This window comes from Catenibacterium sp. RTP21428st1_D7_RTP21428_210409 (assembly GCF_040227455.1).
Classification (GTDB): Bacteria; Bacillota_I; Bacilli_A; order Erysipelotrichales; family Coprobacillaceae; genus Catenibacterium; species Catenibacterium mitsuoka_A.
The window spans coordinates 1-17112 of sequence record NZ_JBEHVX010000015.1; the positions used below are offsets into that span (position 1 = coordinate 1).

Genomic DNA, 17112 nt, shown 5'->3' on the forward strand with positions numbered 1-17112 from the left:
TAGTTTTGGTGGATTTGAGTTTGGTTATATATTTGTGTCCGCGCAACGAAGGCGCGGGGAAATGGAGGAAATCATGATAATAAGTCATGAGAGAGTTATAGTTCAAGTCTGTCTTTAATACCTTCTCTATATGATCAATACCCCTATTGTATTCTTCTATATCATCTCTTATATTCACAAATTCTTCATCTAGAATTTCTAGAGTCGCACTCAGTCTTGTGAGTCTTCTACGAATATCCTTAGGAATTTCATATTGTGACTTATACCCTAGACCATGTTCTACTTCAGCCCAAGAATGTTGGAGAATGGTTCTAATCTGTATTTCAAAGACTATATGACGATAATCTGAATATTCAATCATATTTAGTCTTGCTTCATTATATTTTACTAGTAAATGAAGAGAGTTATAACCGAAATCAATACGGTCATCATAGTTCTTCTTTCTCTTATCATTGTATTCCACAATATCAAAGTTCTGTTTAATCAACTTATAAATGACATCAATATCTGATTCAAACAATGTAATAATACGACAAGCAACGATATCTGTAATATCATTAACATCCTTGTACTTATGTTTTAAACAGATCTTACGCCTTAATGCGTCTTCTGTTTTAATACGTATCGCAAAATTAGAAATCTTTATATTATTCTTTGTAATGATATTTTCTATAATGTCTGTAATATCATGTTTTAATGAACGATAGAGATTCTGGTTATCATAATATTGCTGGATGATATGATCTTCAATTCTTTTATCCATCTTTTACACCTCTTAACTATCATACATATGATACATTAACTTAATGTGAAGAAAAAGCGAAAGATTAATTCTTTCGCTTTTGGTAGTTTCTTAAGTAATATATACCAGCCACACCCGCAATAATAAATACTATAGATGTAAGTTGGGCCATACGGATAGGGCCTAACATAAGTGAGTCTGTACGTAATCCTTCCACAAATACTCTCACAATACCATAACCGATAAAGTAAGAGAAAAACTGTTCACCTGTACATTGTGCTTTCTTCTTAACTACAAGAACAATCACAAGAAAAACAATCAAGTTCCCTACTGATTCATAAAGGAATGTAGGATGATGATAAGCCCCCTCAATATACATATTATTAATAATAAATTGAGGAAGATGTAATAGTTTGAGGAAGTTTAAAGAAACCGCTGAGCCAAATGCTTCATGGTTAAAGAAGTTTCCCCAACGACCACATGCCTGTGCAATGAGTACACCTGGCATAATCGCATCTCCTGCCACAAAGAACGGAATATCCTTCTTTTTAAAGAAGTAATAGCTATAGATGAGTGCTGCTATGATTCCACCTTGTATCGCAAGTCCACCATGCCATATCGCAATAATTTCTTCAGGATGAGACATATAGAGTTCTTTCCACATGAAGATGACATACCAGATACGGGCACCGACAATTCCTGTCATGAGTACTCCAAAGAAGTAATCTGATAAAATTTCAGAACTATAGCCTAATTTCTTAAAATTGTACTGACCTAGCAGATAAGCAATAAATGCACCAATAATGATACATACTGCATACATATGAATCTGCAGACCACCGATTTTAAGAAATATATTATATTCTGGAAAGAATTGCATAACTTACACCTGCTTACTTTTAATGTTTTCGAGGATTCTATTCACAAATTCTTTACTTGAATCAAATCCAGAATCCTTAAGCTGCATATTCATAACAGCCGCTTCAATAATAACTGACATAGAACGTCCACCAGTTACTGGTACAACGATCTTAGGAATAGGAACTGAAAGAATATCTTCTGTAACATCATCTTCTTCTACTCCAATACGTCTATATTCACGAGATGGTAACCATCTTTCTAACTGAATAATAAGGTCTACCTTTTCTTTTGGAAGAACACTCGCAGCTCCAAACATCTTAGAAGCATCAATAACACCAATACCACGGATTTCTAATAGATTCTTTAAAACTGTTGGTGCTTTCCCAATAATAGACTGCCCAATATGATAGAGTTCTACTGCATCATCCGCAATCAACTGATGTCCTCTCTTAATAAGTTCAAGTGCGATTTCGGATTTACCAATACCACTATCCCCTTTGATAATAACACCTTTACCATAAATATTTAAGAATACACCATGAATCTGTGTTTCAGGTGCTAATAATTCATCTAATTTACCCATTAAGTTAATAGAAACTCTTCCTGTTGCCATCTCTGTTTCAAAGATTGGGAAGTTTCTCTTACAAGCAATATTTCTAAGTATTTCTGGAGCTTCATATCCCTTTGCGATAATGATACAAGGTGTTTCATCATTCACTAACTTAGAAAAACAAGCCAATTGACTTTCCTTAGTCATTTCCTTAATAAATATATTTTCTTTATCACCTAATAGAATAATTCTTCTAAAATCACTATGTTTAAAGAAGCCGGCAAGTTCAAAACCAGGACGATTTATTTCTGCGACAAATACTTCTCTTTCTAAAGATTCTTCATCTCCAGATACACGTTTATAGGCTGGATTATTCATCAAGTCTTTTAGTTTTACGGACTTTCCCATAAAATACCTCCTTACAATAGGTTCTTAAGAAAGCGTCCTGTATGGCTCTTTTCACACTTTGCGACCTTTTCAGGGGTGCCTTCTACGACTATTGTACCACCATTATCGCCGCCTTCCAATCCTAAATCAATGATGTGATCTGCGACCTTAATGACATCTAGATTGTGTTCAATGACTAATACTGTATCACCATTATCCACAATCTTCTGTAATACAGCAATTAATCTATTCACATCATCACTGTGTAATCCTGTAGTAGGTTCATCAAGAATATATAATGTTTTTCCTGTTGAACGCTTCTGTAATTCTGATGCAAGTTTTACTCTTTGGGCTTCACCACCAGAAAGTGTCGTTGCACTTTGTCCTAGCTTAATATAGCCAAGTCCTACATCATATAATGCTTGTAGTTTAGTATGAATACGAGGAAGATTTTCAAAGAAAGTAAGTGATTCTTCTACAGTCATTTCTAATACATCATAGATATTCTTATCCTTATAAGTGACCTGTAATGTTTCCTCATTATAACGATGTCCATGACATTCTTCACAAGGTACATAAACATCTGGTAAGAAGTTCATAGAGATACGTTTAACACCATCTCCCTGACATGCTTCACAACGTCCACCCTTCACATTAAATGAGAAACGTCCCTTATCATATCCACGTATTTTAGCTTCTGGAGTCTTCGCAAATAAATCACGAATATCATCAAAGACACCTGTATAGGTAACTGGATTAGAACGTGGTGTACGACCAATTGGTTCCTGTGATACTTCAATTACCTTATCAATATTTTCTATACCACGTATTTCTTTATGTTTACCTGGTAGTTCTCTTGAACGATAAATCTTTGCACGTAATGCTTTACATAAAATATCATTCACTAAAGTAGATTTACCTGAACCAGACACACCTGTAACCGCAATAAACTTACCTAATGGGAACTTCACATTAATATTCTTTAAGTTATGTTCCTTAGCCCCACGTACTTCTAAATAAAGACCATTGCCTTTATGTCTTGTTTTAGGAACCTTAATCTTCTTTCTACCAGATAAATAATCACCAGTAATAGAATTTTCATTGGCAGCGACTTCTTCAGGTGTACCATAGGCAACTACCTGTCCACCATGAATACCAGCACCAGGTCCAATATCAATAATATAATCAGATTCACGCATTGTATCTTCATCATGTTCTACAACAAGAACACTATTTCCTAAATCACGCATTTCCTGTAATGTATGAATAAGTTTCTCATTGTCTCTTTGATGAAGACCAATAGACGGTTCATCTAATACATATAAAACACCTGTTAAACGTGAACCAATCTGAGTAGCTAGACGAATACGCTGTGCTTCACCACCAGATAATCCTCCAGCACGTCTAGAAAGTGTTAAATATCCAAGTCCTACTTCATTTAAGAATGTCAAACGATCATGAATTTCTTTTAAGATCAAATGGGCAATCTTTTCTTCCATTTCTGATAACTTTAAGTTTTCTACAAACTCCAAAGCTTTCTCAATAGAAAGATTCGTAAATTCAATGATATTCAAACCACCCACCTGTACACTTAAGACCATTTCATTCAGTCTTGCACCGTGGCATGTAGGACAGGTATGTTCAGCCATAAATGAGGCATACCATTCTTTAGACCATTTAGAAGATGTTTCTTCATAGCGTCTTTGTATAAGTGTAACAACACCTTCAATATAGTTTGTTGTACGAGAAACATTACCAGAAGAAGAAACAATTGTATAAGTAATAGGATCATGTGAACCAGTAAAGATAATATCTCTTTCTTCTTCATCAAAGTCCTTTAAAGGTTTATCTAAGTCAATATGATAATATTCACATAGTTTTAAGAATCTCTGCCATTCAATACGATCAGTACCAACTGCTGTCTTAAAATAACGAATACCACCTTCATTAATACTTAAGTTCCAATCTGGTACTAATAAATCCAAATCAACTTCTTCCTTAATACCTAAACCTTTACAATCAGGACAAGCACCTAAGGGATTATTAAATGAGAATAAACGTGGTTCTAGTTTAGGAACAGAGAAACCACAAATAGGACAGGCATAGTTAGAAGAGAAAAGCTTTTCTGTACCCTGAGTCAAATTCTCTACAATAGCTTCACCATCTGTAAGTTTTAAAGCTGTTTCTAAAGATTCTATGAGACGTGTACGATATCCTTCTTTTTTCTTGATACGATCGACAATAACATCGATAGTATGTTTTTTATTTTTTTCTAGAGTAATGTCTTCATCAAGAGTATACATGTTTCCGTCTACCTTAACTCTGACATACCCTTCTTTTCTTAATTTATCAAAGAGATCTTTATGTGTCCCCTTTTGGTTCATTGCCATACGTGCAAGTATCTGTAATTTATCTCCATCATCATATGTATCCACAATATCACCCATCTGTTTTAATGTCTGGGCTTCTATCTTAATACCATGATGAGGACAATAAGCATGTCCTACACGTGCATATAATAAACGTAGATAATCATAAATCTCAGTCACTGTACCAACAGTAGAACGTGGATTATTAGATGTTGTTTTCTGATCAATCGCAATAGCGGGTGATAAGCCTTCTATTGAATCTACATCAGGTTTTTCCATTCCACCTAAGAACTGTCTTGCATATGAGTTTAATGATTCTACATAACGTCTCTGACCTTCTGCATAGATTGTATCAAACGCAAGAGATGTTTTACCACTTCCTGATAAACCAGTCATAATGACTAATTGATTCTTAGGAATATCTATATTCACATTCTTGAGGTTATTGACACGTGCACCTCTAACCGCAATGACATCCTGTTTCATTCTTCAACCTCCTTATAATCACTTCTTTATTTAAACCTTGTAATTGGTAATCATAGGCAAGAGAAAGGATTTTAGAATAATCCTGATGATTCTCAAAACCTTCATTAATTAAATCTTTACCTGTCACAATAGCTGCAGGTGCATGATCCCCACAAATAGAAATCATTTCCTCTACATATTCATTTAACTCATTAATAGAAGCACTTGTGACCATACCTCTACCTAACTTATCACATCTTGCAAGATAAAGAAGATCTTTTAGAGGAGCCTTCTGATCAATTGCTTTTAAGAAGCGTAAGAATTTGATCTTTCTTGCATGATTACGAGAAAATGTAGGTAATACCATATGATATTGAACCATAGTATAAATATATTTCTGCTGTTTATGAGAAAGAATAAGATCTACCTTCTCATTAAAGAGAGCTGCCCCTTCTTCTGCATGACCATAAGCATGTCCTTCTGGTGTTGTCACTAGTGGTTTACCTATATCGTGTAATAAAGCACTCCACATAAACCATAACGGTTCACTTGTATGATGCTTACATAAAGCTGCTAAGTCAGTCACCAACATTGTATGATTCCATACACTACCTTCTGGATGATAGTCAGTTCTTTGATGTGTTGTGACTAAATCTTCTAAATAGAATGGTAAACCATGAATATCTCTTAAGAAATTAAATCCCTGTGAAGGATATAATCCCATCAATATCTTACAATATTCTGTATAAATACGTTCGATACTTAAAGTCTCTAATCCACCTTCTTCTACAATAGATTGACAAAGATTCTCTGTGTCTCCATCCATCTTAAAGCCATAGCGTGACATAAAAGAAGCACCTCTTAATACACGTAATGGATCTTCTGAGAAATGATCTTTATTTGTAGCACGTAAAATACCATTCTTTAAATCTTCCTGTCCTGAATAGAAATCAATCACTTTCTCTGTTTCTACATCATACAACATACTATTAATAGTGAAATCTCTTCTAGCACAGGCTTTTTCTAAAGGAAGATCTGGATCCACAATAATATTAAAATCCTGATGCTTCAGTCCTGTCTTCTCTTCTATTCTAGGTAAGGCAAATTCATAACCTTCTAATGTAGAAAGATGTACAACCGCAAAGGATGCACCCATCACCTGTACTGTTCCAAAGGGAGATAATACTTCCTTTAAAGCCTCAAAAGAGAGGTGATGTACTTCTACATCAATATCTTTAGATCTTCTTTTTAATAGAAAATCTCGTACACACCCTCCTACTAGATATACATGTCCTCCTGCCTGTTTAATTGCCTCAAAGACATCTAATGCGAGAGGTGTGAGATTAAACTTACTTTCCATCTTTAATCTCCTCTATCATATCGCGTAATTCCATAGCTCGTTCAAAGTCAAGCACCTTAGCTGCTTCCTTCATCTGTCTTTCTAATTCCTCAAGAAGACCCTTCTTATCCTTCTTAGGTGCCTTACGGCCTTTCTTGACAAGCTTCTGTGCTTCATCAATGACTTCCTGACCATGGATTGCTTCTCTAATTTCTTTCTTGATAGTTGTAGGTGTAATACCATGGGCTTTATTATAAGCTTCTTGTATTTCTCTACGACGACTTGTTTCATCAATAGCACGCTGCATTGAATCAGAAATACGGTCTGCATACATGATTACATGACCATCCGCATTTCTTGCAGCACGACCAATTGTCTGAATCAATGAACGTTCACTTCTTAAGAACCCTTCCTTATCTGCATCTAAAATACATACAAGAGAGACTTCTGGAAGGTCTAAACCTTCTCTTAATAAGTTGATACCAATTAAGACATCATATTTACCTAAACGTAAATCTCTTAATATTTCTGTACGTTCTAATGTCTTTGTTTCTGAATGAAGATAAGCGACCTTTAAACCAAATTCCTTAAGGTAATCAGTTAAATCTTCAGCCATTCTCTTTGTAAGAGTCGTAATAAGTACACGTTCATTTCTTTCTATACGTAATTGTATTTCACTAATGATATCATCAATCTGATCTTCAATAGGACGTACTTCAATAATAGGATCTAATAATCCTGTTGGACGAATAATCTGTTCTACATATTCACCATGTACACCTTCTAATTCATAATCACCCGGTGTGGCAGATACATATATTGCCTGGGGAATAAGCTTTTCAAACTCTTCAAACCGAAGTGGTCTGTTATCTAAAGCACTTGGTAAACGGAAACCATATTCTACCAATGTTTCTTTACGGCTTCTATCTCCATTAAACATACCTCTGATCTGTGGAAGCATAACATGAGATTCATCAACAATAAGTAAAAAATCATCCGGGAAATAATCTAATAAACAATAAGGTCTTTCTCCTGGTTTTCTACCATCAATATGACGTGAATAGTTTTCAATACCTGGACAGATACCTACTTCTCTCAACATTTCAATATCATGTCTTGTACGGTTGTCTATTCTTTCATATTCAAGAGGTTTTGCGGCATCTTGATAATATTGTAGACGTTCTTTTAATTCTTCTTCTATCGTATCACAGGCATGAAGCATCTTTTCACGACTTGTAATATATTCTTCAGCCGGATAAATTGTATAAGTATTATAAGATGCTTGAACATGACCTGTCAGAGGATCTACTTCTGTAATACGATCTACTTCATCACCAAATAATTCAATACGTATAATATAAGATTCAGTATGACCTGGTACTATTTCAATGACATCACCACGTACTCTAAAAGTACCTTTGGCCTGGTCCATATCATTTCTAGTATATTGTCTATCTACCAAGAATGTAAGTAATTCACGTCGATCTATTTCTTGTCCTACACGTAAAGAGAAGATCATTTCTTGATAACTTTGTGGATTACCTAACCCATAAATAGCTGCCACAGAGGCCACGACAATTGTGTCTTTTCTTTCTAATAAAGAATTCATAGCAGCAGCTCTTAACATCTCTATTTCTTCATTTGTCTGTGATTCTTTATCAATATATGTATCACTCTTAGGTATATAGGCTTCTGGCTGGTAGAAATCGAAGTTTGAAATAAAGTATTCTACACGGTTTTCTGGAAAGAATTCCTTTAATTCACTATATAACTGTCCTGCAAGAGTTTTATTATGTGATAGTACAAGAGTAGGTTTATTCACCTGTGCAATGACATTCGCAAAGGTAAATGTCTTACCAGTTCCTGTACCACCTAATAATACCTGTGTCTTTTTACCTTGATGAATACCTTCTACTAATTCTTTAATAGCCTCGGGCTGGTCACCCATTGGTTTAAATTTTGATACAAGCTTGTAAGACATAAAATCCCTTCTTTCTATATTAAAGTAAGTACCTTCTGTAAACTATTATCATATTCCTTATGACTTAATCTTTCTGTAAGTACAGAAACCATGCATTCCTGATCACTATATTCTAATACGCCATCTACAGTCAATCCATGATCCTGTTCAAAACGTTTTAATGCATCACTCACTCCTTGTGAGAAATAACCATCTGTACGACCTGGATTATAACCTAACACATCTAATAATCTTTCCATCACAATAATAAAATTATTCACATTATCCACATAAAACTTATCACTATAATAAGTGAAATAAGCTGATAAGAGAGATTGATCCTCTACAGTGACATCTGGAGTCCATCCCTTCTTATTAATATTCACACCCTTAGGTGTATACCACTTTGCATAAGTGTATTTCAATACAGAACCATCAGATAAGTTTGTCTGTGCCTGGATAGTCCCTTTCCCATAAGACTGCTGCCCAATAAGTTTATATCCCTGTATTTCTTTAAATGTACCTGCACATAATTCAGATGCACTGGCTGTTCCACTATTCATTAAAATATAACCATTAGAAAATGCATAATGTGTCTTACTATTATCCTTATATGTTTCAGTCTGACCCTTCTTATTCTTAACAGTAAAGAGTGTCTCTCCCTTCTCATTAAATAAAGAAAGCAGATCTCTAGCAGCAGTAATATAACCTCCACCATTACCTCTTAAATCTAGAATAATATCTGAGACATTCTGTTTCTTAAACTCTTTTAAAGCTTTTTCTACATGCTGAGCAGTTGTATCACCAAAAGTAGAAATATTCACATAACCATATGTTTTATTATTTGTAGTACCTACATAATAAGTCACATCAGAGCTAAAATTCTTACGTACTGCTTTCACATTTAAAGTCTGTTGAAGTCTTTTTATCTTTAAAGAGACTTCAGTCCCTTCATTTCCTTTAATATATTCCTGCATTTCAGTACTAGTCATGCCAGAAAGTGATTTGTCATCAGCATCAGTAATGATATCTCCTGCTTTAAGACCTGCTTTTTCTGCACTGCTTCCTTCAATAATACCAGTTAATAAAGCACCGCTGTGTACAGGTGAGAAATAAACACCAATACCACTGTAATTACCATTAATATCACTATTAAATTCTTTATTCTCCTGTGTAGACATATAAGAAGAATGTGAATCACCTAAACCATCTACCAATCCTTCAATCATACGATCTTGAATAGATATTTTAGAATCAGTTGTATCCAGCCAATTATTATTAAGAAGTTCTACTACTTCATCTACTACTGTCGTATTTGTCTTATCTTCAGCACTCGCATCACTATTATGAAATACTAAATAACCACTCCCAAATCCAAGAGCTAAACATAATACACCTATGACTATATATTTGATTAATAAGTTTTTCTTTCTTTTATTTAATTCCATGTTCAAGTCACCTCGTTTCATTATTTTATCATAACATGACTGTTTTGAGTAGAAACTTGACCAAAAAGAAAAGATCCCTATAATAGGGATCTTCCATTATTTAATTCAGATCTGATTAAGCTAATTCTGAGAAATACTTGATTGTCTTAACCATGTTAGAAGTGAATGAGTTTTCATTGTCGTACCAAGATACAACCTGAACTTCACTATTTCCATCAGGTAAAGCTGTAACCATAGTCTGAGTTGCGTCAAATAATGAACCGTAAGTCATTCCAACGATGTCAGAAGATACGATTTCGTCTTCATTGTAACCGAATGAATCAGTTGCAGCAGCCTTCATAGCAGCGTTAACTTCATCAACAGTAACAGTACCCTTAACAACAGCTGTTAAAACTGTAGTTGATCCAGTTGGAACTGGTACACGAACTGCAGAACCGATTAATTTACCATTTAATTCTGGGATAACTAAACCGATAGCTTTTGCAGCACCTGTAGATGATGGTACGATGTTAACTGCAGCAGCTCTAGATCTTCTTAAGTTACCTTTTCTCTGTGGTCCATCAAGAAGCATCTGGTCACCAGTGTAACCATGAACTGTTAACATGATACCACCCTGGATTTCTGCTAACTTGTTTAATGCATCAGCCATTGGAGCTAAGCAGTTTGTAGTACAAGAAGCTGCAGAGATAACCTGATCATCTGCTGTTAATGTTTCGTTGTTTACGTTGAATACGATAGTCTTAAGATCGTTTCCAGCTGGAGCTGAAATAACAACCTTCTTAGCACCTGCAGCTACATGAGCTTCAGCTTTTGCTTTTGAAGTGTAGAAACCAGTACATTCAAGAACTACGTCTACGTCTAATTCACCCCAAGGTAATTTAGAAGCATCTGGTTCTTTATAGATAGTGATTTTCTTACCGTTAACAGTGATGAAATCTTCTCCTGCTTCTACTGTATCAGCATGAGCATATTTACCCTGTGAAGAATCATACTTTAATAAGTAAGCTAACATTTTAGGTGAAGTTAAATCGTTGATAGCTACTACTTCATAACCTTCTGCATCAAACATCTGTCTGAATGCTAAACGACCGATACGGCCAAATCCATTAATTGCAACTTTTACTGCCATAATATGACATTCCTCCTTAAATAATTTCTATTTGTATTATAATCCAGCACTTAACTAAAATCAACTATTTCACAAGGATTTATGTAAAGGTAAACCCTTTCATCAAAACTTTTTTTAATGTTTAGAACAAAACACAAAAATGAAGCATAAGCATGTAAAAACTATCTTAATTTATAGAAAAAAAGAATAAGGATTTCTCCTTATTCTTCTTCACCATAGTTATCTTCAACTAAGCCTTCGTCTTCTTCTTCAGCGCTTTCTTCTGATTCATCTTCATTGTAGATATCATTCATATCGATATGCACTTCTTCGAATCTATGTCTTGTTCTAAGATCCCATTTGTTTTCACCAACAGTGATCATACGACCATCTAAGATCATATTTGTATAGAATAATGATTCGTTATCATCTTTCTGTTCTTCATCGAATTCTTTCTTTTCAGCAACTTCTTTCCAAATATCATAGAAACTCATTGCTCCTGCTGATTTAGTAAGAATTTCGAATGCGATATTTACCATTGACTCTTGTCTGTAATCCATAGTAGCCTCCTACATCTTTTCTGGTGCATGGACACCAATTAAGTTTAATGCGTTTGCAAGTGTAATGCGTGTTGCTTCTACAAGTGCTAAACGTTGAGATGATAATTCTTTGTTTTCTTCATCAATTACATGACAGTCACCATAGAATGAATGGAATAACTGTGCTAATTTCTGAATATAGTTTGCAATCTTATGAGGGGCTCTTGTACGAGCTGCATCATTGATTGTGTTTTTGAATTCATTAATGTGTTTTAATAATTCAATTTCTTTTGGGTTATTAATCAATTCAAAGTGATCTGCAGGTTCAATGTTCTTTTCTGCTGCTGATCTCATGATTGAACACATTCTTGCATGTGCATACTGTGCATAGTATACAGGGTTTTCATTTGACTGTGATTTTGCAAGTCCTAAGTCAAAATCAAATGGTGTGTTCGCTGCTTTCGCTACAAAGAAATAACGAGTTGCATCTACACCAATATCATCAATTAAGTCACGAATAGTAACAGCGTTACCAGTACGTTTACTCATCTTAACTACTTCACCGTTTTCAACCATTCTTACCATCTGTAAGATATCGATATTTAACTGATCTGCATTATAACCTAAAGCCTGAATAGCTGCTTTCATACGATTGATATAACCATGGTGGTCAGCACCAAGTAAGTCAACTAAGTAATCATAACCTCTGTTCATCTTACTTAAGTGATATGCGATATCTGGTGTGAAGTATGTATAACTTCCATCAGTTTTAATAAGAACACGGTCCTTATCATCACCAAAGTCAGTTGTTCTAAACCATAAGGCTCCATCCTGTTCATATGTATAGCCTTTTTCTTTTAACTTATTGATTGCAGGTTCAATCTTATTACCTTCATATAGAGAAGTTTCAGAGAACCATACATCAAATGATACACGGAATTCCTTTAAGATATCTTTGATCTTCTGTAATTCATGTTCAGTACCAACCTTACGGAAATAAGCAATAGCTTCTTCTTCAGTTAACTGAGTTAAAGCATCTCCTTCTTTTTCCTTGATACTCTTCGCAATATCAATGACGTCCTGTCCCATATATCCATCTTCAGGAATTGGACGTTCAATATCAAATAATGCAAGATAACGGCTGTATAGAGATAATGCAAGGTTAGTGATCTGTTTACCTGCATCATTAATATAATATTCTCTAGTTACATTATAACCTGCTTTAGTCATAATACGACAGATAGAATCACCTACTGCAGCACCCTTTGCATGACCTAAGTGTAAGTCACCTGTTGGGTTGGCAGAAACAAATTCTACGTTATATTTCTTTCCTTCACCGAAGTGAGTCTGTCCATAATTATCCTTTTCTGAAAGTACTTCAGTAATTACTGAAGTAAGCGCATCATTTTTCATAAAGAAGTTAATAAAACCAGGACCAGCAATTTCTACTTTTTCTACATGTGCTGCTTCCTGATTAAGTGAATCAACAATGGCTGTCGCAATTTCACGAGGATTCTTATGGAGTGTTCTTGTCAGCTGCATTGCAATGTTAGTAGAATAATCACCATGAGTAGAATCCTTAGGAATCTCAACCATGATATTTTCAGGGGTGATATCTACTGCTTCAAAGCACTTTTTAACAGACTGACCAATGGCGATTTTTAGTGAGTTTTCAAGCTTATTTTCAGCCATCTTGTATTCCTCCTTTTTTATTTCATACTCTAAATAATGTATCACAAAATGTTGGACTGTCAAGAATTTTATAGAAGTGGAGAGAATAATCTCAATAATCCTTCTACGAGTCCTTTAAAATGACGGCTGTCATCTATTTTTACAGGTGCACAGATTTCATTCATTTCTCTAAAATCTCTCTTGATTGCAGATAAACATTCTGCTTCATATAATAAGACATTGCATTCAAAGTGTAAGTATAAAGAACGATAATCAAAGTTGATTGTTCCTACTGTAGCTGCTTTACCATCAACTAACATGACTTTCGCATGTAAGAAGCCTGGTAAATATTCATACACCTCAATACCAGCACGAATGAGATCATAATAATAAGAACGTGTCACTCTAAAGACAATCTTCTTATCCGGTACATGAGGGACATAGAGTCTGATCTTAACACCATTCTTAGAAGCAAGGCACAATGCCTTCAACATAACATCATCAATAATAAAATAAGGTGTCATAATATCAATACTTCTAGAAGCATGTGTAATCATATTTAAATAAACTGCTTCTCCAACACCTTCATCATCTAATGGATCATCTCCATAGGGTAATACATAACCTGTATTCTTAAATGGTTCAGGATGATAGGTATGTGGTTTAAACTGTTCTATCTCTTCTCCATGATATTCCTTATGATAAGCATAGAAGGTTGATAGAAACATAGATGTCAAAGACCATACTGCTTCTCCTTCTAAACGAATACCTGTATCCTTCCAATGTCCAAAACGCATCTTACAGTTAATATATTCATCTGCTAAGTTAAAACCTCCAGAATAACCAATATAACCATCAATCACACAGATCTTACGATGGTCTCTATGGTTCTGGCTTAAAGAGAAGACAGGAATAAAACGGTTAAACATCACTGTTTTAATGCCTGCTTCTTCTAATTTTTTTGCAAAGTGAAGAGGTACAGTTGTAAAGGAACCAAAGTCATCAAAGATAAAGCGTACATCAACACCTTCTTTAACCTTCTGTTTTAAGATTCCGATGATTGTATCAAACATCAGTCCTTTAGAAACAATAAAGTACTCCATAAAGATAAAATGTTTTGCATGTAAAAGATCTTTAATCATATCCTGATAGTTATAATCACTTAATGAATAGTACTTACATTCTGTATGATTATATATAGGGAATGATTGTCTATTGAGATAATCTAAAGAAATAATCTTCTTATTAATAATCTGATTTCTAATAACCGGATCCTGATGTCTTGTTTCATTAAAATATTGTACTTCTGGCTGAATCTTTCTTTTTAACCAGCGTGATGGTCTCTTGTTACCTAACAAGAGATAAAGTAATCCTCCTGCGTTAGGCAATAACATTATAAAGAAGATCCATGTCATCTTATAGTTTGTATTCTCATCTTTACTAATCAAATAAAAGATCATAAATGCGGAAAGTGAGATAAATAAGAAACGAACCACACCATTAAAGTCTGTGAGTATTGCTGCAAAGTATACAAGATAAATAGCCTGAATACAGATGAGCGCAATATAAATCACAATCGGACTTAGTAAGAACTGGATAAAACGATATAGATATTCAAAGAACAATGCTGTAAAACGTTTTATATATTTCATGAAGGCACCCCTTCTTCATCTATATCAGAGTAATGCACCATCATATAAGCTTTTGTTACAAGATGTTCCTGATCATAGAGTTCATAGATAAATTTCATTGTACCTTCTCTATATTCTAAAGAAATCACTTTTGTATGAAGTTCTACAACACCATAAGGCAATGTATATTTATTCGGTACACGCATATCCTTATTAAAGTGTAATACAGATTGATCATTCACAAGATGTACATGTGTATCATCATATTGGATATGCATTGGTTTTCCTTCTACTTCAAAAGAGATATGATGAACACCTTTTACTTCATAATGGTCTCCTATCTCTTTGTATTTTACTTTTTCTTTGACAGGGCCATTGACTAATAAACATTCATAAGAAATTCTTTTTTTCATCATCCTACCTCCTTAATTATATAGTAACCTTCTGTACGATACCCATTTTCTAGATAAAAATCAAGAGATTGTGAATAAGGAATGATCTTCACTACACACATATGTTGTTTCTTGAAGAAATCCTCTATAGCACCTAATACTTCTTTCTCATAGAATTCTCTACGATCATCAGGAAGTAATACAATATCTTTTACACAATCATCAATAATATGTGCACATCCTATAACATGATCTTCTTGATAGAATTCTAAGAATAATCCTTCCTGATTCCATTCTTTAGAAGCCTGTTCAAGGATATAGTGTGTACCCTGTGCATCCTTATATTTATTAAAAGACTGATATCTAAAAGATGAACGTCTAATAACTTGTCTTGTAGAGAAGATTTTTTGATCCTGTTTGGCTTTACCTAATAATATAGCTTGTACAATTTCTGATTCTTCTGGTAATGAACTAATTGTTCCATCTTGTTTAAGTATTTCTACTTCATTTGCATGTCTGACCTCCATACGTTTATAAGGTACCTGATTCATAATCGCATCACTTGTGACATAATAGCGAGGATCCAGTCCTTCTTCTATACATATCTTTCGTGTATTTTCATAATCTTCATCACCCTTAAGTGTACGATATTTAAATAATTCTCTTTCTAATAAACGAGTCGATAAATCTTTAAGAATTGTATCATCTTCATCCATAAAGCATCTTATATAATAGAGTAATGATGTTTCATCAAGTCTTACAAATTGTTCAGGTGTGAAACTATCTTCTAAGAAAGGAACGAGAAGTGGAAATGAAGATTTAAAGGTATAGTTTTGTTTATATAAGTCCTTTACACGTTTCATAACACTCCCTAGTACTTGTTCATAACTTCTAGATACGGGATGATAATACACCTGCCAATACATATAATAACGAGCTAGAATATAATCTTCTATTGCCTGTACACCGGAAGATTTAAAGACAATACGATTATCTACAATACGCATAGTACGTAATATTCTTGATAAATCAAACTGTCCATAAGTCACACCACAGTTATAAGAATCACGTAGAAGGTAATCCATACGATCAGCATCAACCTGACTAGAGATCATCTGCACCAACATTGGTTTATCGGCTTTCTTTTCTATAATACGTGCCACATCTTCAGGCAAATAAGGATCAACCTGTGAGAGGACTTCATGTACCTCTGTATGTCCTCTAATAAGAGCTGTGGTCATCTCTTCATGATTATAATGAAAGATTCCCTCAAATGAATGAGAGAAAGGACCATGTCCTAAATCATGTAATAAAGCGGCACATAATACAGTTAAACGTTCATAGTCTGTTAAGTGGTTTTTGACTTGATCTAATTCTGTCATTTGTCGAGTTATTTCATAAACACCTAAAGAATGGACAAAACGTGAATGTTCTGCACTAGGAAATACCATGGATGTACCTCCTAACTGTTTAATACGTCTTAAACGTTGAAATTCTTTTGTATTAATCAGTTTCCAGATAGGCATATATTCAACACGTATATAATCATGAACAACATCTCTAAATACTTTTGTATCAAATAAACGGTAATCTTCTAAATGCATGGTATCACCTTCCTTATTAGGGTTATTTTATCATTTTTAAGAGTTA

General features: G+C 34.3%; 13 protein-coding genes. All 13 read right to left on the reverse strand.

The features are described from left to right. The coding region (locus ABUA27_RS03790; protein ID WP_349820243.1) for a GTP pyrophosphokinase at positions 1-763 on the reverse strand (763 nt) is incomplete at its 3' end. A 64-nt stretch (positions 764-827) separates the two neighbouring features. Next, the gene (gene lgt / locus ABUA27_RS03795; RefSeq protein WP_303352559.1) at positions 828-1622 is read right to left on the reverse strand and encodes a prolipoprotein diacylglyceryl transferase; all 795 of its coding nucleotides are present in this window, start codon (positions 1620-1622) and stop codon (positions 828-830) included. 3 nt (positions 1623-1625) lie between these two features. After that, on the reverse strand, positions 1626-2561 hold the full coding sequence (gene hprK, locus ABUA27_RS03800) for an HPr(Ser) kinase/phosphatase (protein WP_117458104.1): 936 nt from the start codon (positions 2559-2561) through the stop codon (positions 1626-1628). A gap of 11 nt (positions 2562-2572) precedes the next feature. Beyond that, the gene (gene uvrA / locus ABUA27_RS03805) at positions 2573-5395 is read right to left on the reverse strand and encodes an excinuclease ABC subunit UvrA (protein WP_287968142.1); all 2823 of its coding nucleotides are present in this window, start codon (positions 5393-5395) and stop codon (positions 2573-2575) included. Further along, positions 5370-6734 carry a CCA tRNA nucleotidyltransferase gene (locus ABUA27_RS03810; protein WP_129980757.1) on the reverse strand — a complete coding sequence of 455 codons (1365 nt, stop codon included), beginning with the start codon at positions 6732-6734 and terminating at the stop codon, positions 5370-5372. The genes uvrA and ABUA27_RS03810 overlap by 26 nt, the downstream gene beginning before the upstream one ends. Further along, the gene (uvrB, locus tag ABUA27_RS03815; protein ID WP_349820244.1) at positions 6724-8694 is read right to left on the reverse strand and encodes an excinuclease ABC subunit UvrB; all 1971 of its coding nucleotides are present in this window, start codon (positions 8692-8694) and stop codon (positions 6724-6726) included. The genes ABUA27_RS03810 and uvrB overlap by 11 nt, the downstream gene beginning before the upstream one ends. A 14-nt stretch (positions 8695-8708) precedes the next feature. Beyond that, on the reverse strand, positions 8709-10121 hold the full coding sequence (locus ABUA27_RS03820) for a S41 family peptidase (RefSeq protein ID WP_349820245.1): 1413 nt from the start codon (positions 10119-10121) through the stop codon (positions 8709-8711). Between the two features lie 115 nt (positions 10122-10236). Next, on the reverse strand, positions 10237-11250 hold the full coding sequence (gene gap, locus ABUA27_RS03825) for a type I glyceraldehyde-3-phosphate dehydrogenase (protein ID WP_129980760.1): 1014 nt from the start codon (positions 11248-11250) through the stop codon (positions 10237-10239). A 200-nt stretch (positions 11251-11450) separates the two neighbouring features. Next, positions 11451-11789, reverse strand: coding sequence for a DNA-directed RNA polymerase subunit delta (gene rpoE / locus ABUA27_RS03830; RefSeq protein ID WP_129980761.1), 339 nt, complete (start codon positions 11787-11789; stop codon positions 11451-11453). A 9-nt stretch (positions 11790-11798) separates the two neighbouring features. Next, the gene (gene argS / locus ABUA27_RS03835; protein ID WP_349820246.1) at positions 11799-13460 is read right to left on the reverse strand and encodes an arginine--tRNA ligase; all 1662 of its coding nucleotides are present in this window, start codon (positions 13458-13460) and stop codon (positions 11799-11801) included. A 68-nt stretch (positions 13461-13528) separates the two neighbouring features. Continuing rightward, the gene (gene cls, locus ABUA27_RS03840) at positions 13529-15091 is read right to left on the reverse strand and encodes a cardiolipin synthase (protein ID WP_022425946.1); all 1563 of its coding nucleotides are present in this window, start codon (positions 15089-15091) and stop codon (positions 13529-13531) included. Beyond that, positions 15088-15483, reverse strand: a complete 396-nt coding sequence (locus ABUA27_RS03845) for a YwiB family protein (protein WP_129980764.1) — start codon at positions 15481-15483, stop codon at positions 15088-15090. The genes cls and ABUA27_RS03845 overlap by 4 nt, the downstream gene beginning before the upstream one ends. Beyond that, a complete protein-coding gene (locus ABUA27_RS03850) occupies positions 15483-17066 on the reverse strand; it encodes an HD domain-containing protein (protein WP_349820247.1) in 1584 nt (527 codons plus the stop codon). The genes ABUA27_RS03845 and ABUA27_RS03850 overlap by 1 nt, the downstream gene beginning before the upstream one ends. Positions 17067-17112: the final 46 nt, after the last annotated feature.